General features: G+C 43.2%; 11 protein-coding genes. 9 read left to right on the top strand and 2 right to left on the bottom strand.

Translation table 11 applies throughout. The features are described from left to right. Positions 1–203 precede the first annotated feature (203 nt). Both OQX63_RS05335 and OQX63_RS05340 read right to left on the bottom strand, forming a co-directional pair. Positions 204–1,478 (bottom strand): PepSY-associated TM helix domain-containing protein, encoded by a 1,275-nt coding sequence (locus tag OQX63_RS05335; protein ID WP_265849852.1) that lies wholly within the window; start codon positions 1,476–1,478, stop codon positions 204–206. A 28-nt stretch (positions 1,479–1,506) separates the two neighbouring features. After that, positions 1,507–3,996, bottom strand: coding sequence for a TonB-dependent receptor (locus OQX63_RS05340; protein ID WP_265849853.1), 2,490 nt, complete (start codon positions 3,994–3,996; stop codon positions 1,507–1,509). 469 nt (positions 3,997–4,465) lie between these two features. On the opposite strand from OQX63_RS05340, the gene OQX63_RS05345 reads away from it, so the two are divergent. The 9 genes from OQX63_RS05345 to OQX63_RS05385 all read left to right on the top strand — a co-directional run bounded on the left by OQX63_RS05345 (position 4,466) and on the right by OQX63_RS05385 (position 20,482). Beyond that, positions 4,466–5,038, top strand: coding sequence for an RNA polymerase sigma factor (locus OQX63_RS05345; protein WP_265849854.1), 573 nt, complete (start codon positions 4,466–4,468; stop codon positions 5,036–5,038). Positions 5,039–5,161: 123 nt separating this feature from the next. Next, positions 5,162–6,160 carry a FecR family protein gene (locus OQX63_RS05350; RefSeq protein WP_265849855.1) on the top strand — a complete coding sequence of 333 codons (999 nt, stop codon included), beginning with the start codon at positions 5,162–5,164 and terminating at the stop codon, positions 6,158–6,160. Between the two features lie 220 nt (positions 6,161–6,380). Next, entirely contained in the window at positions 6,381–9,617 is a 3,237-nt protein-coding gene (locus OQX63_RS05355; protein WP_265849856.1) for a TonB-dependent receptor, read from the top strand. 15 nt (positions 9,618–9,632) lie between these two features. Beyond that, positions 9,633–11,084: a RagB/SusD family nutrient uptake outer membrane protein gene (locus tag OQX63_RS05360; protein WP_265849857.1), complete on the top strand. Its 1,452-nt coding sequence runs from the start codon at positions 9,633–9,635 to the stop codon at positions 11,082–11,084. 9 nt (positions 11,085–11,093) lie between these two features. Then, positions 11,094–13,019, top strand: a complete 1,926-nt coding sequence (locus OQX63_RS05365; RefSeq protein ID WP_265849858.1) for a TlpA family protein disulfide reductase — start codon at positions 11,094–11,096, stop codon at positions 13,017–13,019. Positions 13,020–13,418: 399 nt separating this feature from the next. Next, entirely contained in the window at positions 13,419–15,497 is a 2,079-nt protein-coding gene (locus OQX63_RS05370) for an alpha-galactosidase (protein ID WP_265849859.1), read from the top strand. A gap of 3 nt (positions 15,498–15,500) precedes the next feature. Further along, on the top strand, positions 15,501–17,492 hold the full coding sequence (locus tag OQX63_RS05375) for a glycoside hydrolase family 97 protein (protein WP_265849860.1): 1,992 nt from the start codon (positions 15,501–15,503) through the stop codon (positions 17,490–17,492). 12 nt (positions 17,493–17,504) lie between these two features. Beyond that, positions 17,505–19,295 (top strand): glycoside hydrolase family 2 protein, encoded by a 1,791-nt coding sequence (locus OQX63_RS05380; RefSeq protein WP_265849861.1) that lies wholly within the window; start codon positions 17,505–17,507, stop codon positions 19,293–19,295. Positions 19,296–19,300: 5 nt separating this feature from the next. Further along, positions 19,301–20,482, top strand: coding sequence for a glycoside hydrolase family 88 protein (locus OQX63_RS05385; RefSeq protein ID WP_265849862.1), 1,182 nt, complete (start codon positions 19,301–19,303; stop codon positions 20,480–20,482). Positions 20,483–20,680 lie beyond the last annotated feature (198 nt).

Raw genomic sequence — 20,680 nt, forward strand, 5'->3', positions numbered from 1 at the left:
GTTATTCACTTAATTTGCTTTGGTTATCTCTCATTCCAATTTGAAGGCTTCATTGTCATTCCCATCTTTCAAAACCACGGTTTGGCTTTACCTTTTTCTGAAGAATAAGTTTGCAAGTAAATGCAGTGATATATTACTTTTTTGTATCTTTTTTTAGCGTTTAAAAAGCAAAACCCCGGCTTTTTACAACCGGGGCTTCTTCTTTATATTTTAACAAGCAATTGTTCTGCTGGTTCCTTAGAGATATTGGCAGGCTGCTTCGCCAAAATTTTCCCCGGTTTCTTTTTCTTAAACTTCCGGCCATACCATACCAGGAATCCGGTAATCGGTAAACTGGCGCCAATGAGTGAGGCCAGGAAGGCCAATACTTTGCCAGGAAACCCTAAAATACTGCCTACATGGATATCGTAATTCATTTTTCTTAATTTCTGCCCGAAAGTGGCTTGCGCGTATGCAACAGAATAGGCATCTTCCCGCTTTAATTCCTGCAAGGTATGTTGATCAAAGGTGTAGCCCTGGCTATTGTAAAACTGCCCTTTATTTGGGTACACGGTAATGTTTATGGCGGCCTTAGCATCTGCGGTATCCACAAAACTATAATAAAAACCCATTGATTTAGGGTGGCGCGCAACGACTTGGTTCCAGGCCATATCCATCGCTTTTTCTGGCCTGTAACCTTTTCCTTTTAGTGTGGAGTCTGAATCCAGGCGTTTGTATTCTGCCAGCTTATCGCCACCAGATGTAACCCAATAGATACCCTCACTATACCATTTAATGCCATACACCATTCCGGTAAGGGCTATGGCTAACAGAAATAATAAAGCGTAAAAGCCGAGTACGTTATGCAGGTCGAGATTTAACCTTTTAAAAGAGGCACCCCATTTGATTTTAAAACTCTTATTACGCGTGGATTGATTCCATTTCTTGGGATACCACCAGATCAATCCGGTAAGCAGTAAAAACACAAAAATCAGGGTACCGTAGTTAACAATTGCCCGGCCTATTTGAGACGGCATCCAAAGAAAACGGTGTCCGTTTAAAATAAACCTGAAGAAATCTGATTCGCCAGGTTTATGCACTTCTGTACGGATTACTTCGCCCGTATAAGGGTTCAATTTAAGGATGGTATTGCCCGTACGGCGATCTTTTGGGCCGGCATTGGCGGCACGTAAATTTAAGTTAATGGCCCTGCCTTGCTGGTAGTTGGCGTACGACGGCACTTTCTCCGGGTAAAGCTTAGCCGCAATCTGCATCAGCTCGGAGGGTTTAATTACGGGCTTATCTTGCCAGGCTACTTTCGTGTCTGGCTCCAGCAGCCCGGTAATTTCTTCATTAAATACCCAAATACAACCAGTGAGGCACACGATGAATACAATGACGCCAGATATCAAACCTAACCACAAGTGCAGCCAATTGTTGATGCGTTTGAAAAGCGTGTCTTTTTGCTTTTTCTTTCCTTGATTTCGGGTATTGGTCATGGTGCCTGCTTTATTGATCGGATATAGATTATTTAAAACGGTAGGTAATGCTCAATCTTGCATTGCGCGGAACCTCATAAATATAGGTATAGTACGAAACTGATGTTGCCGTTTCAGTAGCCAGCTTGGTATATGATCCCTGTGTGAGCAGTCTACGGTCCAATAGGTTATTCACTAAGGCTGCTATGGTTATTTTACCTTTTTCATAGGAAACACCTGCATCAAAACGATAATAAGCCGGTAACATCAATGGAACAGCAGTAGATCCGGCATAACGCCCCAATTGGATCTGGTAGCCCGCACTCAATCCAAAACCGTTCAACAAAGCCCCTTGCTTCTGGTAGCGGTATGATAACCAGCCGTTGGTAATATGTTTAGCCGAGTTAGGGGTATGCCTGCCTACCAGTTCTGGTTTAGCATCTTCACTTACCTTGGCATCCGTTAGCGCATAGTTTAATACAACGTTTAATCCTGGGGTAATTTCGCCATTGATATCCAGTTCAATACCTTTGGAGATGATACCGCCCAATTGGATCTGGGCATTTGGGTTCATCGCCAGGTGTGCCGGATCGAGGTCGGCAGTTAACACATTTTTTTTCTTGATGCGGAAGGCAGCAGCGGTTACGTTCCATTTACCATCAAAGAAATCCTTTTTTAGGCCCAGTTCGATATTATTGCCACGAATCGGCTTGAAGGGGTTTCCGGCATAATCCTGGCCGGCAACAGGCAGAAAACTCTGGTCATAGAGTGTATAGGCACTAAAATCTTTTGCCAGGGTTACGCTCAAGCCGGCCCTTGGGCTAAAAACATTATCAGATAGCTGCGTGAGGTTTGTTTTGCCCACGGTTACGGCATGTGTAAAACGGCCGGCTAAGGTTAACCGAACCCGTCCATCCAGCATGCGGAGCTCATCCTGCAGGTAAGCGCCTGTATAGGTCAGGCTAGTGGCATATACATTTGATCCTGAACGGTTCTGAATGCTGCGCGAACGATCGAAGATTGGAATACTGGAGATAGGAAGGCCGTAAACAGGATTGTAAATGTTAAACGGAGCATCATTTGTCAATGGTATATCAGACTTTGTTACACTCGAAAAATCGCCCCAGGTTTTCAGGTTCCCCATATCCAATCCACCCAAAATACGGTGTACAATAAGCCCCGTAGTCAGGTCGCCCATTAGGCTTACCTGGATATTTTTATTAATGGCCAGTTCCTCGCTGATGTTCAGATAGCGGCGCATATCGCCATTTGGCGCGATTTTCGAGGGCCAAGGAGTACCTCCGTCTAAACCATAGCGGAGATAGGCCGCCTGGGCATTAATCTTCCAGTCGTTATTTAAACGGTGGCTTACATAAACGGTGGCATTGTGATCATAAAGCTTTGCAGGGTCGAGCGACGGATCGCCAAGAAAGAAACTAGGGTCTGTATCAGCAAATCCTTTTGGCGAAAAACCGTATGACCCCAGTGCCTGTGCCTCTACATGCTGGGTAGTATATTCAGCAGTAATCAAGGTATTGCTATCCACCTGGTAGCTAATTACGGGGGCAATAATGTATTTATCGGTGTAATTGTATTTGTTGTAACTATCTTTGGTTTGTGCGGCTACGTTCAGGCGGAATAATAATCGGCCATCGCGGCTTAATTTACCATCCAGATCGGCAGCCACGCGACCCAGGTTATAGCCTCCACCCACTACACTTACCGAACTACGGTTTTGACCGGTAGGCTTTTTGGTTACCACATTATAAATACCACCAGGTTCGCCGTTGGCCATCATAAAGCCAGAGGGGCCCTTTACAAATTCTATTCGGTCGATAGTGGCGGCATCGTCAGCCAATGGCCCCCAGGGCATTTTTTGGTTCATGCCGTTCCGGAAGGCCGGAATACTGGTGCCACGCATAAAAATATTGGCATATTGAGCATCCCAATGGCCTACGCGCAAGGTACCGCTCACATTTCTGGTTACACCATCAACAATATCAAATACCTGTTGGTCTGCCAGTATTTTGCTGGTTACCACTTGGATGTTCTGTGGTACCTCGATCAGTGGCGATTGTAATCGCAATGATGGCGATACTTTATCCACCTTATATCTTTTTTTATTCGTACTGATCTGTACCTCGTCTAATTCCGAACGGTTTTCTTTCAAAGAAAAATCAGCAATTACGGTACTACGCGATGAAATCTGTATCAACTTTTCTTTTGGGTAAAGGCCAACCGCCGAAACCACCAATGTATAATCGCCAACCGGCACACGCCTGATCTGGTAGAATCCATCTTCATCAGTAACCGAGCCATAACGGGTGCCTTTCAACACTACGCTTACACCAGCAGCTACGCTACCATCGGCAGTAGTGATCCTTCCTCTCACTACACCGGTTTGCTCATCATTGCGGTTTTGAACTAGACTATCTTTCAGATTTGTATAACTTCCTGTAAGCGAAGTACCAGAAATGGCATGAGCTGCAAATATTCCCGTGCAGCATATACCTAAGAGTAAAATTTTCTTAAATTGCATTTACTTTTAATTAGACGTTAAAGGGATCCGGGCTTAAATCCGGTAGTGCCACACGGAGTTCCAATCCGCTGTGGCATTTTTTTGCAAAGGTATATTTATTTAGAATAAATCCAAATAGATTGCAAAAATTAGATCTAAATCGTTTAAGTTAGCCCAGAATTCGATAGTTTAGCTTTAAATTTTATTTGCACATCGAATCCATTAGCTTTTTTTTTAGCAGATTTCTTTAGAACAGTGATAAAGAAAAAGTTTTGAAATCGCATCATTAAGAGTGGTGGAGTAGGCTTTGCCGTATTTTTTATTTCTGATAAACATATTTAGCTGGGGAAGATCTAACCTATATCGCATTCCACAAATTGAAACTATCTATTTTCTTTAAAACTGCCTGTATTTACCATGTAATGTCTAAATTTGGAACACGGCTTTCAAATCATTAATGTTATTTATAAATCTACTAATTTTGTAGACGATGCGTGTTCTAAAAGATTCAGAGCCTGAACTGGTGCTAAAGTTGAAAAATGGCAGCAAAACTGCTTTTTCCCTTCTTTATGAACGGAACGTAAAAAGAATCTACGCATTTGCACTCAAGATTTTAAAATCACCTGTACTTGCCGAAGACGTTGTTCAGGAAGTATTTGTAAAATTATGGGAAACCGCTCCTAAATTGGAACCCAGCTTACCCATACAGTCTTACCTGTTTACCATAGCCAGAAATTTATCATTAAATGTGATTCGTAAAGCGGCCAAAGAAACCATTATTACGGAAGAGATCGCCAGATATGCGCTGGATCAGGGGGATAATGGACTTGCTTTTGCACAGTACAGGCAAACAACGGAATTTGTCTCCCGTGCTGTACAGCTGTTGCCCCCACAGCGTAAAAAAATTTATGAGCTTTGCCACGGCTCTGGCTATAGCTATAAACAGGCAGCTGAAGAACTTGGCTTAAAAGATGCAACCATCAACAGCCAAATGGTTAAAGCCATCCGCTTCATCAAAAAATATCTCGTCAAGAATGGGGCACTGCTGTCCTGGTTTTTTTAGTCCAGTTTAAATTTCAGCTGATTTTTCCCTTTTTTAGCGGAAACCACAAAGAAATAAAAATATTTTCTTTCCCGGTAAATGTACCATGGCCTTTAGGTGTTATGATATAAACCGCAAGCTATTTTGGAACAATCAATAAAGCAACTTTTTTTAAAGTATATACGGAACCTGACATCACAGGAGGAAAATGAGCAGGTGCTCTCGATGATACAGGACGGTAGCCATGAGGAAGCGTGGAAACTGGCTTTGCTGGAATTTCAGTGTGAATTTGAAGGCACAAAGGAAGAAACCAAACTGGCTGATGAACAGGCACTTTTTGAAAAAATTAAAAATCGCACAACATTAAAACCAATAAAAAAGCCATTGCATTGGATTGGGTATGCTGCATCTGTGGTATTAATTTCCGCGATTGGATTTTTGGTGTTTAAACCGGTAACCAGGCCCGTTACTGCGGCAAAAAATAAAACAGCTAAACCAACTGAAAACGCTAAGGGACATCAATGGATCAAGTTGCCAGATGGAACTTCTGTACAGTTGAACAACAATAGCCGTTTGGTGTATGATCAGGATTTTAAGGGAAAGAAAAAAAGAGAGGTAACCTTATTTGGAGAGGCTTTTTTTGATGTAACCCACGATGCTGCACATCCCTTTGTTATCCATACCGGGAGCATTACCACAACCGTACTGGGTACTGCATTCAATATTTCTGCTTACAATGATCAGAAAGCGGTAACCGTAACGGTTGCCAGGGGCAGGGTTGTGGTACGACGGGCTGATAAAACTTTGGCCATACTAACCCCAAATCAGCAATTGAGCTGGAAGATTGGCCAGGCCGATCAAAGCAAGCAGACGGTGAATGCGGAAAAGGTAACCGCCTGGAAGGAACAGGATCTGATTATGGATGATATTACGCTGTTGCAGGCTTCGGAGCTGATTGCGAAGCGTTACGGCATAGAAGTTTTATTTAAAAGTGATCAAGTAAAAACATGCCGCTTTACCGCTGCTTTCCTAAAGCGGAATAACATCAGTGAGGTTACAGAAGTGCTTAGCGCAATTACCGGAGCTTCTTTTGAACGCAAAGGTAACCTGTTGTTGATTGATGGTGCAGGATGCGAAAATTAATAAACCAACCAAAACATAAAATCTGATGAAGAAAAAAGTAACACCAACATGATATAGGAGCAGAATTAAGTAAACCCCGGCGGCCACCGGGGCTTACAACAGTTTTAAATTATATATCGAACAACCTAAAACCATTGCAATGTATTATAAAAATACACTTTTTGCAAGTCAATCCCTATTGACTTATCACTACACTATTATCCAAAAATTAAGATTTTTCATGAAAGTAAACGCGATCTTATTGGTTATTTTATTATTTGCAGTTAGTAGCCTTTATGCCGTTAACAGTTCTGCCCAGAGCCTGCAGGATGTAAATGTTTCTTTGGGCTTTTCTAAAGAGACTTTACAGAAAGCTTTTGCAAAGATAGAACAACAGACCGATTTTCGTTTTGCTTACAAACAAGAGGTCATCTCCGGTATTAAAGTACCTCAACTGAGCGTTAAGAAGCGGAGCGTAAAACAAACTCTTGATGAGCTTTTACAGGGAAGCGGATTAAACTATAAACTACTCAATAACAGCATTATTATTTTTAAGGAACCGGTTCCCCTCACACCAGTCAATAACCTCAGGGAAGAGATTAACGGTGTGGTAAAAGATGAAAATGGCAAAGGAATACCGGGTGTTTCTGTTAAGGTGAAAGGCAAAACCATTGCCGCCATAACGGATAACAACGGTGTATTTAAAATCCAGTGCTCGGCAGATGATAACCTGATCTTTAGTTACATCGGTTATGCGACTGTAGAGCGACCTGTGCAAAGCGCTAAATCTATGGAGGTATTCCTGGAGCCGCAAAGCGGAACATTGGATGCCGTTGTGGTTATCGGGTATGGAACTACCACCAAAAGAACCAATACGGGTTCTGTAACCACGGTAGGCGCTAAACAGATTGGCAATCAGCCTGTAGGCGACCCGGTTGCTGCCCTGCAGGGCAGAGTTGCCGGTCTAGATATTTCTTCCGTAACCGGTTATCCCGGGTCAGCTTACAATGTGCGCCTGAGAGGCCAAAATTCGATTACCGGAGGTACCGCACCCTTATATATTATAGATGGTGTACCTTTTGTTTCAGAAAGCCTGAGCCAGTTTGCTGGGGCAAATGGGAACCAAAGTCCGCTGGCCAGTATCAATCCTGCCGATATTGAGCAGATCGATATCTTAAAAGATGCAGATGCAACGGCAATTTATGGTTCAAGGGGAGCAAATGGCGTGATTTTAATTACTACTAAAAAAGGAAAATCAGGCAAGCCGGAATTCACGGCGAATATATACTCCGGAATTTCAACCGTGAGCAAACAGGTGAAGATGCTAGATGGTGCAGAATACTTGGCCATGAGGCGCGAGGCTTATGCTAAAGACGCGGTTACGCCCACAGAAGCGCAGGCGCCTGATCTTTTATTATGGGACCAGAATCTGGATCAGAACTGGCAGGACCTGTTAATTGGTAATTCAGCCAGTCTTTCAGAACTTCAGTTGGGGTTAAGTGGCGGTACAGAGCAAACCAAATACCTGATTAGCGGGACCTACCGGGACGAGAAAATAGTTTTGCCGGGTAATTTAGGTTTTAAAAGAGGGGCATTGAACATGTCGCTAAATCATAACTCAGTTGATCAAAAATTTCAGTTTACCAGTTCTTTCAAATATACGCTGGATGAGAATAACACCTTGCAGAGTGATGTAACCAGCTTTTTTAACCTGGCACCAAATTTCCCTATTTATGATGCGCAAGGGAATTATTACTGGATCGGAAATGAGCAGAACCCGATGGCTTATTTTGAACGTACAAATGTGAGCAATACCAACAACATTTTTGGGAATACCACTGTGAGTTATCAGTTTTTGAAAGGCCTTACCGCTAAAGTAAGTGCCGGTTTTAACAGGATGGATATGAAACAGACGCAAACCCTTCCAAAATTAGGATTCAACCCCATTAATTACACAGGGAGCAGCGCGAACTACGGTAGCGGAAATTTAAGTTCATACATTGTAGAACCTCAGTTAAACTATAATATAAAAGTGGGAAAAGGCAGTTTATCTGCTTTAGTGGGAGGAACATGGCAGCACAGCTTGACAGAAGAACAAGGTGTAACCGGAAGTGGTTATATCAGCGATTTGCAATTGGATAACATCAAAGCAGCTACACTGATTACGCCAAGAAGTTACAGTTATACCAAATACCGTTATACATCGGTTTTCGGAAGACTTACTTATAACTGGGACGAAAAATATATCGTAAACGGTACCTTCCGAAGGGATGGTTCTTCGAAGTTTGGTCCGAATAACCGCTTTGGAAATTTTGGTGCCATGGGTGCAGCCTGGCTGTTTAGCAATGAGACTTTCATCAAAGAAAATCTTCCTTTCCTGAGTTTTGGTAAACTAAGGGGAAGTTTTGGTACGGTAGGAAATGACCAGATTGGTGATTACCAGTTCCTGGATAGCTGGACGCCCACCACTTACCCATACGGTGGCATAGGGGGAATATCGCCTAGCCGTTTTCCAAACCCAAATTACAGTTGGGAAGTGAACAGGAAGCTGGAAGCAGGTTTAGACCTTGGTTTTTTTAATGAAAGGTTACTACTCACTACAAATTTCTATCGCAACCGCTCGGATAACCAGTTGATCGGAAGTACACTTTCCTCGCAATCCGGATTTACCAGCTACCAAGCCAATTTACCTGCCCTGGTAGAGAATAAAGGCTGGGAGTTTGAATTGAGTTCGATCAACATTAGAGAGAAAGATTTTTCATGGAATACTTCCCTTAACTTTACCGTGGCCAAAACCAAGCTGCTTGAATATCCAGACCTGAAAAATTCGGCAAATGCGGCCAGATACGTCATTGGCCAGCCCTTATCGATCGTAATGGGCTTTGATTTTCTGGGGATAAACCCACAATCAGGTGTACCGGAATTCAGAGATTTCAATGGAGATAAGGTCATTTCCGATCCGGCAGATCTGATCGTGATTGGAAATACGATGCCTAAATTTTATGGCGGCATACAAAACAGTTTTACCTATAAAAACTTCAGTTTTGATTTCTTCTTCCAGTTTGTAAAACAGGAGGGGCCACTGTTAAACTATGGTTATCTGAGTTATTCCAATGGTTCTGCACTTAGAAACAAAGACTTGAGCGCGCTTGAAAGATGGATAACACCAGGTGTTCCGGCAATGATCCCGGGAGCAAGTTCCACTGCAGGTAAACCGATCTACACGGCATACCAGAACAATTACCGGCTTTCTAATGCGGTTTGGGGCGATGCTTCATTTATCAGACTGAAGAATGTTTCTTTGAGATACAACTTTAAGGACTTGCTTAAAAGCTGGAAATTCAACAATATCACCATGTATGTTCAGGGGCAGAATCTCTTTACCATAACGTCGTACGATGGCTTCGACCCTGAAACAAAAGGATATTCAATGCCTCCAGTAAGTATTTATACCGCAGGTTTGCAGGTTTCATTTTAACTTAAATTAATTCCAATGAAAATTATCTATTATATACTATCCCTTGCCTTAATCAGTACAGGATTGTCCTGCAAAAAATATGTCGAAATTGAAGATCCGAAAGATCAGCTGGCTACAGGAACCGTTTTTACCACCGATGCTACCGCAACTGCCGCAATGGTTGGTATTTACAGCGATATGAATGCTTCTAATTACCAGTTTGCCAATGTACTCGCCAGCTTTACCTGTGCCATGGCTGCCGATGAGTTTGTATATGCATCTGTACTGGCCAATTTTGATGAATTTAAGAACAATGCCCTAACTTCCGGGAATACCTATGTGGGGATCATGTGGTCTTCGCCATATAACTTTATTTACCGGTCTAACGCCGTTATAGAAGGTGTTACCGCTTCCAGTACGCTTACACCAGCTGTGAAAAACCAGTTGTTGGGTGAGGCTAAGTTTATGCGTGCCTTCTGCCATTTCTATCTGGTCAATTTCTTTGGCGATGTACCACTGATCCTTAACACTGACGTATTGAGCAACAGCAATAAAGCCAGAAGCCCTAAGGCTGAGGTTTATGCGGCGATTGTTCAGGATTTAAAAGAGGCGAAAAGTTTATTGGTAGCCGCTTATCCCGGAGCAGGAGAGCGCACACGCCCGAATAAAACAGCAGCTACACTGCTGCTGTCAAGAGTCTATTTGTATACAGGGAATAATGCTTTGGCAGAATCTGAAGCCAGTGACGTAATTGCGAACACCACACAATATTCGATTTTAAAAAATGCAGACCCAAATGACGCTGCACACATGACCAAGGCGTTCCTGAAAAATTCAAACGAAGCCGTTTGGCAGCTTCAGGTAGTGAATACGCTTGGTGGGCGAAATACATGGGAAGGAAATACCCTTATTTCAACAGGTGTTCCACTTTACAGGCTTACCAAAGGTGCATATGGTCTGGAAACTGGTTTTGAAGCAGGCGATAAACGGTTTAGTAATTGGGTAGGTAGCTATAGTACCACTACGGCCCCTGTTGTAACACATTATTATCCTTTCAAATATAAAGTGAGGGTTGGGGCCACTGGTGCTGCCGTAACTGAATATTCGATGGTACTCCGCTTTGCCGAAGCTTACCTGATCCGGGCAGAGGCCAGGGTAGGCCTGAACAGGCTCGCCGAGGCTAAAGACGATCTTAATGTGCTTCGCGCACGTGCCGGATTAACGCCGCTGATGGTTGCAGCAAGCCCCGCACTTGCCATGGCCCAGGTTGAACAGGAAAGAAGGGTAGAACTGTTTTCGGAATGGGGCCACCGCTGGTTCGATCTTAAACGCTGGAAAAGTCTGTCGGGCGATCCTTTAAAATCCAGGGCAGATGATATTCTTCCACTAAGCAAGCCGTCCTGGAAACCCACTGCAGTACTTTTCCCTATCCCTGTGGAGGCCATGCGTACCAATCCGAATATGGTTCAGAACCCAGGTTACAATTAATTAATTCCTATGAAAAAAATCGTATTCAGTTATATGCTCCTCTTGCTTGCCGTTATGCAGGTACGGGGTCAAAGTGTAACCATTAAGCCAGAAAAAATAAAGAGAGGGGATACCGTTACCATCAGTTACGACCCTACAGCTGCCTATGCTAAGATAAAACCTGACGCCGCCTCTCTAACCATCGTTTTTAGCTATTCTACTTTTTACGACGTGCCCTGGAAAATGCCCATGGTAAAAAAAGGTAAAATATGGACAGCATCTTTCGTGGCCGGCAGGTTTGCAACATTTGCAGCCTTTTATATACAGAGCGGAGAACAGATTGATCAACCTGCTGCCGATCAGCATTATGCTTTGCGTGTATTTGACGGAGAAAAAAGGGTAAAAAGTAGTTTTTTGCATGAATCGTATAGCTTGTCTGCCCAAATGCCTAAATCTCCAGATCTTCAGGCTAAAAAACTGATCCTTCTTGGTGAAGAGTTAAAGAATAACCCGGATAATTATGAAGCGAAGGTAGCACAGCTTAATACCAGGATGATGATGGCTAAAAGCCCTGAAGAAAAATTGAAGTTCAGGGCGCAAGCCAGGAAAATCATTGCTGCGAAATTTGAAGAAAACCCTACGGTGCCGGGCAATGTGAACCTGGTTACAATGGGCTATCTGATGATTGGCGAAAAGAGCAGGCTCGATTCGGTGCGCCAGGTGATTATGCAGCGCTTCCCCAATGCAGATATCTCCAGAGACCTGCGCGCTGCAATGATCGCCAAAGAGCAGGATACTGCCGTTAAAATTGCAAAACTGGAAGCGATGTTAAAGAAAAGCGATCAGCCTGGTAAAGAGGGAGCTGAAAGCATCCATAAATTGCTTTTCGATCATTATGCTTCAGTTAGGGATTCTTCAAAGGCATTGTTTCATGCTTCAAAACTGAATTTAAAAGTTAATCCTTACACAGCCCAGGCACTTAAGGATATTGCAGCCAGGCTCACTGAAAATAAAATTGCTCCTGCTGCCGCTATTGAATATGCGAACCGGTCGTTAAAAACTTCCGGTACCTGGCCGGTAGGGATTATCCGTTATTTCCCGGAGTTTGGTTATATTCCTTCCTATGTTGCGGATAGCACCAGAAAACAAACCGTGGCAGAAGCAAGATCTGCGCTGCTTTCTATTAAAGCACTCAATTATTTTGACTTACACCAAACCGATTCAGCAAAACTACTGGCAGACCAGGCGATAAAACTATCAGACGGAAGAGAGGGTTTGATCAACAGCGCCGAAGTTTTTGCCAGGCTAAATAAAAATCAGCAGGCTTTTGATATCCTCTGGAAACTGCTGATCAAAAATCCTACAGATTCAGCCGTACTTAAAAGCGCAAAAATCAATTTTTTAAAATATAACCCGTCAGAATCCGCTTTCAAATCGAAGGTTGCAGCGCTGGAAGCTTTGGAAATCGCCCGGCTAAAGACCAAAACCAGATTGTTAATGATGAATAAACCCGGACCAGAATTATCAGGCCTTGTAGACCTGGAAGGCCGGCCGGTTACCCCAGAAATGATGAAGGGAAAAATTGTGATTCTTGATTTTTGGGCAACCTGGTGTGTGCCATGTATGCAGGAAATGCCTTATTTTCATAAAGTTTTCGAAAAATATCGTAATAATAAGGATGTGATGTTCATGGTGGTTAACAGCGGTTCAAACAACAACCTCGAAGATGCGAAAAAATGGGCAAAACAGAACCCGCAATATCATTTCCCGATTTATTTCAACAACGATAAAAATATAGGCGAAAAAGTAGGCTTCACGGTAATTCCTACCATTGCCGTTCTCGATCAGCAAGGAAAAATGCAGTTCAGGACCATTGGGTTTGAGGGGGAAATTCTTCAGAAAAAACTTGATGTAGAAATCGCCATTTTGCTTGAAAAACAGCAGAATGGCAAATAGCGTTGCCGGTAGTGTGATATAATGATCACATCTTCCACCTGGTCTGGATTGAAACCGGACCAGGTGTGTTGATGGATGTAATGGTTTATTGTAACCGCTCCGAGCAACAAGACTGATTAATGCTGCACCTGCTGTATGGCTTACATCCGGCATCAAGTCAATTCAACCATATTTCTTTTGTTGAATCGTGTGGATACAGTTAAAAAAATCAATGCTTTGGTTTTTTTGTACAAAACTGAACCATTTCCGTACAAAACTGAACCCCTCCTTAAGCACAAGTAGCTAGTTTTGGAATCTCCAAATATGACAGCTACAAATTATGAGATCAACAGGCGGTGCCTTCCGCAAAGTTTCGGTCATCTTCTTCCGAAGGTGATAACGATACCAATATTTGCAAAGATGAAAGGCAGTTTAACAGGGGAAATTTATACCTTTTTACTGCTGCTTTTACTTTTGGCGGCCGGTATGCCTTGCTCCGCACAGGATGGATGCTACAGTCGCCTGGATCAGGATACCCTGACCATAGGCAATCAATTTATCGAGCGCAAATTTATTTGGAACAAAGGGAATATGATCACTTATAGCCTGAGCGATAAGAAAGGCGGGAAAGTTTGGTTTAACAAGCTGGGAAAACCCGATTTTTATATTCAAGCGGGTACTGCAACTCAAAATGGGCATTATGAAGTGTTAGTCACGAAAGAAGATGCCATTCACATCGCCACACAGGAAACCATTATTTCTTTCTCTACAGGCGCGCTTGATGTCAAACGGATTTACCGGATAAATGCGCAAAGCGCATCAATCGCCTGCGAAACCCATCTGAAAGGACAGCTGGCAGGAATAGCAGTAGGACGGCCGGCCAATGCCGTTGATCAAAAAAATATTGAATTTGCTGAGGACATGAAGGTTAATGGTGCTGCCACAGTTTTAGATCAGTTAAAGCTGGAGGGTTTCCACTGGCAGGTTAAAGCGGTTGAATTTTTTGATGTAACGGATTGGAATAACAATCTGGTGCTGGAGAATAAGTTTATCCCCTATAGAAAAAAAGGTTACCGGGGTAACCTGCTTTTTGCACACAACCAGGAAAAAGATGCTGGTTTTTTTTTCTTAAAAGAGGCGCCAGGTTCGAGTGTGCAGCTCGCCTATGGCGGTCAGGATTTTACGACTGAATTTGGCCATTTTGCAGTAAACGGATTGGGCCTGAACGCAGCAGATATTTGTAAAAATGAATGGCGAAAAGCCTATACGGTGGTGTTGGGTGTTTATAGCGGACAGGAGCTGAACCAGTTGCAGGCTTTACGTAGTTATCAGAAAACCATCCGTAAAAATGAGCCAAATCGGGATGAAATGGTGATGATGAATACCTGGGGTGACAGGAGCCAGGATGCTAAAGTAAATGAAAGGTTTAGCCTTTTAGAATTGGAAGCTGCAGCCAAACTCGGTATTACCCATTTTCAGATCGATGACGGATGGCAACAGGGGAAAAGTCCAAATTCTGCCCTGGCCAAAGGATCTTTTACCAATATTTGGACTAACCCCAATTATTGGAAACCCGATACGATAAAGTACCCGAATGGACTCGGGCCAATCGTCAAAAGGGGGAAAGCGCTGGGTATTGAAATTTGCTTGTGGTTTAACCCAAGTATTCAGCATGACTATGCAGATTGGGAGAAAGACGCTTCGGCAATGGTAGAATTATACCGGATGTACGACATCAGGACCTTTAAAATTGATGGTCTCTCCATTCCAAATAAGCAATCGGAGATTAATCTAACTAAAATGTTTAATAAGGTATTGAGTGAAACAGACAACCAGGCTGTCTTTAATCTCGATGCCACTGCAGGCCGCAGGGGTGGGTACCATCTCTTTACCGAATACGGCAATATTTTTTTGGAGAACCGTTATACCGACTGGCAAAACTACTATCCCTACTGGACACTCCGAAACTTATGGCAACTCGCTAAATATGTACCACCAGAGAAGTTGCAGATCGAATTTTTAAATAAATGGAGAAATGCCGACAAGTATGGCCATGATCTTTTTGCCCCTTCCCAATATACATTTGGGTATCTATTTGCCATTACCATGGCTGCCCAGCCACTGGCCTGGTTTGAAGGCACGGTGTTACCTAAAGAAGCATTAGAACTGGGAATACTGATTAACAAATATAAAAAGGTGCAGCACGACTTCCACCAGGGAACCATTTTACCGATAGGTGAGGAACCTTCGGGCAAATCATGGACAGGTTTTCAATCGATTCATAAAAATAGGGGCTATTTTATCGTGTTCAGGGAAAACACGCTTGATGAAACGGACGTACTGGAAACCTGGTTGCCCGAAAAGGTTAAAATACAATTAAAGCCGCTACTTGGACGGGGGAAGGCGATCATTCAAACCACTGGTAGAAAAGGAGCCTTGAAAGTAGTCTTGCCTGCTATAAATGATTTTGTGATGTACAGCTATACCATTTTAAAATAACCAATGAAAAACATATTAAACCTTTTCCTTTTAACGTTCCTGAGCATCCCCGCAATCGCCCAAAAGAGGGTAAGTCTTACTTCTCCAGACGGGCGGTTGCAGGTCGATGTAAGCATTGCCGATAGTATCCGTTTTCAGCTGGAGCATGATGGTGAACACGTACTGAATTCTGGCGCCATAGCCATGAAACTAAGCAATGGGAAAACCTTCGGTATCAAATCTCACTTGAAACAAAGCAAAACCATTACCGTTAAACAGGAAATCCCTGCCTATTTTTATAAAAGAAACCGTATCAATGATGAATATGCAGAATTGACGCTGGAATTTAAGGAAGATTACAAACTGATTTTTCGACTTTACAATGAAGGAATGGCTTACCGGTTTGTATCTGTGGCTAAGCAGGATTTTATCGTGAATGAAGAACTGGCCGCTTTTCATTTTCCAAAAGATTACAAAGCCTATATTCCTTATGTAAAAACTAAAGAGAAAACCATTGAGGGCCAATATTTCAATTCGTTTGAAAATACCTATACCTACAGCCCTCTGAGTAAAATGGATAAACATAAGCTTGCATTTTCTCCTTTGGTGGTAGAATTGGATAAGGGAAAGAAAGTATGTCTGGCCGAAGCTGATTTGCAAAGTTATCCGGGTATGTTTCTTTTTAATCCTGCCGGAGGAAATGTTCTGGAAGCCAACTTTGCTACTTATCCAAAATCTACCGGGCAGGGTGGACATAACCAGCTGCAGCAAATCGTCACCTCGCGCCAGCCTTACCTGGCTAAGAGTAAGGCAAAAGCCAGATTTCCCTGGCGTATAGCTATTGTAACCACCAGTGATAAAGCCCTGGCAGATAATGATATGGTTTACAAGTTGGCCGAGCCTAACCGATTAAAAGATATTTCATGGATAAAACCCGGTAAAGTAGCCTGGGAATGGTGGAATAACTGGGGCTTGAGTAGGGTAAACTTTGTTTCAGGCGTGAATACGGAAACCTATAAAGCTTATATAGACTTTGCCGCCAAAAATAAAATTGAATATGTGATCCTGGACGAGGGCTGGGCGGTAAACCTCAAGGCAAGTTTGTTTGAGGTTGTATCAGAAATTGATCTGAAAGAACTGGTTGCTTATGGCAAATCTAAACAGGTAGACCTTATTTTATGGGCAGGCTACTATGCTTTTGCGCGCGATCTGGAAAAGGTTTGCAGGCATTATTCGCAGATGGGGATAAAAGGCTTTAAAATTGATTTCATGGACCGCGATGATCAGGACATGGTTGATTTTCATTACCGGGCAGCAGAAACAGCTGCTAAATATAAGTTGATGGTCGATTTTCATGGTACGTATAAACCCACCGGGCTCAACCGGACTTTTCCGAATGTCATTAATTACGAAGCCGTAAATGGCCTTGAGCAGATGAAATGGACCGGGTCGGAAATGGACATGGTTACTTATGATGTGACCATGCCTTTTATCAGGATGATTGCCGGACCGGTAGATTATACGCAGGGGGCGATGCGTAACGCTACCAGGCGTAGCCATAGGGGAATAAATGATGAGCCCATGAGTCAGGGAACGCGTTGCAGGCAGCTGGCAGAATATGTGGTTTTTGAATCGCCCTTAAATATGCTGTGCGATAGCCCGGATAATTATGCGAAGGAGCAGGAATGCACCGATTTTATCAGCGGGATACCAACGGTTTGGGATGATACTATTGTGCTTAATGGTGAGATTGGACAATACATTACCGCTGCCCGCAAAAAGGACAACACCTGGTATTTGGGTGCTTTAACCAATTGGAAGGCGCGCAAACTTGATCTCGACCTTAGCTTTCTTGGCAGTGGCGATTACGCCGCAGAGATTTACCGGGATGGGATTAATGCCGATAAAATTGCTACCGATTACAAAAAGGAGCGGATCAAGATCCATGCTGACCGAAAATTATCCATTAACCTGGCGCAAGGTGGTGGTTGCGCGATGAAAATCTTTAAAAAGTAAACACAATACGCTATGAAATCAATCAGAACTGTTTTTAATTTGCTCCTGCTGTTGTGTTGCTTGTTGTCTAAGCTTTCGGCACAGGAGACTTTGGTTAACGTATATGGCAGAGCGATCCAATCCCTCAACGGGAAATGGGAAGCGATTATAGATCAGTACGATCAGGGACGGAAAAATAAAATTTACCTCAATAAAAAACCAGTTGGAAAGACAGATTTTTATGAATATGCCTTTGATGGCGGCTTAAAGCTGAACGTGCCTTCAGACTGGAACAGTCAATTGCCAGAACTCAAATACTACGAAGGGACGGTTTGGTATGCCAGGCGTTTTGATGCGCCCAAAGCACATCAAGGACGGCTATTTATTTACTTTGCTGCGGTAAGTTATCGTTGTAAGGTTTATCTTAATGGAAAAGAAATTGCTGCGCATGAAGGTGGTTTTACACCTTTTCAGGTTGAAGTAACAGATCTGGTGCAGCAAGCAGATAATTTTTTAGCCCTGGAGGTAAACAATACCCGGACTGCGGATGCCATTCCGGCAAAATCATTCGATTGGTGGAATTATGGGGGGATTACACGTGATGTAATGCTGGTATCGACCCCAAAAATATTTATTCAGGATTATTTTGTTCAGCTCGATAAACCCCACAGTAACCAGATTAATGTGCGGGTTAAACTTATTGATCATCAGGATAATATTCCGGTAACCATTGAAATTCCAGAACTGAATATCAGGCAAAAAATTGTTACTGATAAACAGGGGATTGCGGGCACCTCGATCACCAACGTGAAAGCAATACAGCGCTGGTCGCCGGTATCCCCAAAACTTTACCAGGTGGTCCTGTCTACCGCGGCAGATCGTGTAGAAGAAAGCATTGGTTTTAGGAACCTGGAGGTAAAAGGAACACAGATCTATCTTAATGAGCAGCCAATTTTTCTAAAATCGATTAGTTTTCATGAAGAGATTCCACAGCGCAAAGGCAGGGCTTTCTCTGTAGCAGACGCCATGATGCTTTTATCTGAAGCGAAAGCCTTGGGCTGTAATATGATCCGTTTGGCACACTACCCGCAAAATGAGTATACGGTGCGTGCAGCCGAAAAAATGGGGTTTCTGTTGTGGGAGGAAACACCCATATGGCAAGGCATTGATTTTGAAAACCAGGAAACCAAACAGAAAGCCGGGAATATGATCAGGGAAATGGTGATGCGGGATAAAAACCGATGCGCCATCTCTTTCTGGGGGATGGCCAATGAAACGCAGCCATCTGCTGCCCGTAACGCATTCCTGAAATATTTGATCAAATGCGCGAAAGATATTGATAGCACCCGTTTAATTACGGCTGCCTTTGATCTGGTGCGCTTTAATGCAGATAAGCAACGCTTTGTGATGGACGACCCTTTTATTAACGAAATAGATGTGGTAGCCATCAATAAATATATGGGTTGGTACCATCCCTGGCCAGTTAAGCCAGAAAAGGCCATGTGGGAGGTGGCCAGCAATAAACCTTTGATAATTTCAGAATTTGGTGCGGAGGCTTTGTATGGTAAAACCGGTGATGGTGATGTAGCCGGTTCATGGAGCGAAGACTATCAGGCCCAGTTGTATAAGGATAACCTCGAAATGTTTAAAAACATTCCAAATCTCAATGGAATCTCGCCGTGGGTACTGTTCGATTTTCGGTCGCCATTTCGTTTTCATCCCACCTATCAGGATGGCTGGAACAGAAAAGGACTGGTTTCTGATCAGGGGTTTCGTAAAAAAGCCTGGTACGTCATTGCAGATTATTACAAAAACATCAAATAAAATTTATGAGGAGATATTTTTTAGCGCTGCTGTTAACAGGGCTATTATGGAACAAGCTTGCAAATGCGCAGAGCCTGAAAACCGTTGTTGATAAAGCCCTGGCTTTTGCCGAGCAGCAAAGTTTATTGATGGCAAGGAAATATGGGCATCAACCAGGCGTATTACCGCGGTCGTTCGAAGCGGGGAAAAGCACCGTATCTGATTCACGCTGGTGGTGTAGCGGATTTTTTCCGGGTTCGCTGTGGTATGTTTATGAGCATAGTAAAAATCCGGAACTGTTATCGTTCGCGAAACTGTATACCGCCCGGGTAGAGCGCGAAAAATTCACTACCGATAACCACGACGTAGGTTTTATGCTATACTGCAGTTTTGGTAATGGCTTACGTTTAACCGGCGACTCCGCTTATCAGGCGGTTTTGCTTAAGGGAGCAGAATCGCTGTCTACCCGTTATGATCCTAAAATAGGCCTGATCAGGTCTTGGGACCATAACAAAAACGTTTGGCAATATCCGGTCATTATTGATAATATCATGAACCTCGAATTGTTGTTGTGGGCCAGCAAGCAACCAGGGAATGCGCAGCTGAAAAAAATGGCACTTTCGCATGCCGATAAAACTATAAAGCATCATTTTAGACCCGATTTCAGCTCATACCATGTGGTTTCCTATAACCGGCAGACTGGCGTTCCGCATAAAAAGCAAACCCACCAGGGGTATGCTGATGACTCTGCATGGAGCCGTGGACAAGCCTGGGGCCTGTATGGCTATACTTATCTCTATCGCGAAACCAGGGAGAAACGCTACCTCGATCAGGCCATGCATATCGCAAATTTGCTAATCAATCATCCTAAAATGCCCAAAAATTTTATTCCGTATTGGGACTATGATGCGCCAGTACAGGCTGATACACCCAGGGATGCTTCAGCTGCCTGCATTATGGCCGCTGCACTGACTGAACTGAGTGATTTTGTAGGTGCCGACACTAAAAAGAAATATATGGAGGTAGTAGAAAAGCAAATTCGGACACTAGCCTCTGATGAATACACTGCGAAGCTGGGTGAAAACGGAAATTTTATCCTGATGCACAGCACCGGTGCATTCCCGTTTAAATCGGAAGTAGATGTACCCTTAACTTATGCAGACTATTATTACCTGGAAGCGCTTAGTCGTTTGAAGAAAAGATTGTAAGCCTGGTATTAGAGGATTTGGGATTGGCATCCTGATGAATAATTTGTTGCCTGAAGTTGATTAATAACATGCCCTTAAAGATGTTCTGCAGATATTTTAAACTCTCCATCGTCACCCTGAATTTACTTCAGGGTCCATCTAGCAGGAAAGATGCTGAAACGAGTTCAGCATGACGATCGCGTTAAGAAAAAGAGACAA

It is taken from the genome of Pedobacter sp. PF22-3 (assembly GCF_026239555.1).
Lineage (GTDB): Bacteria > Bacteroidota > Bacteroidia > Sphingobacteriales > Sphingobacteriaceae > Pedobacter.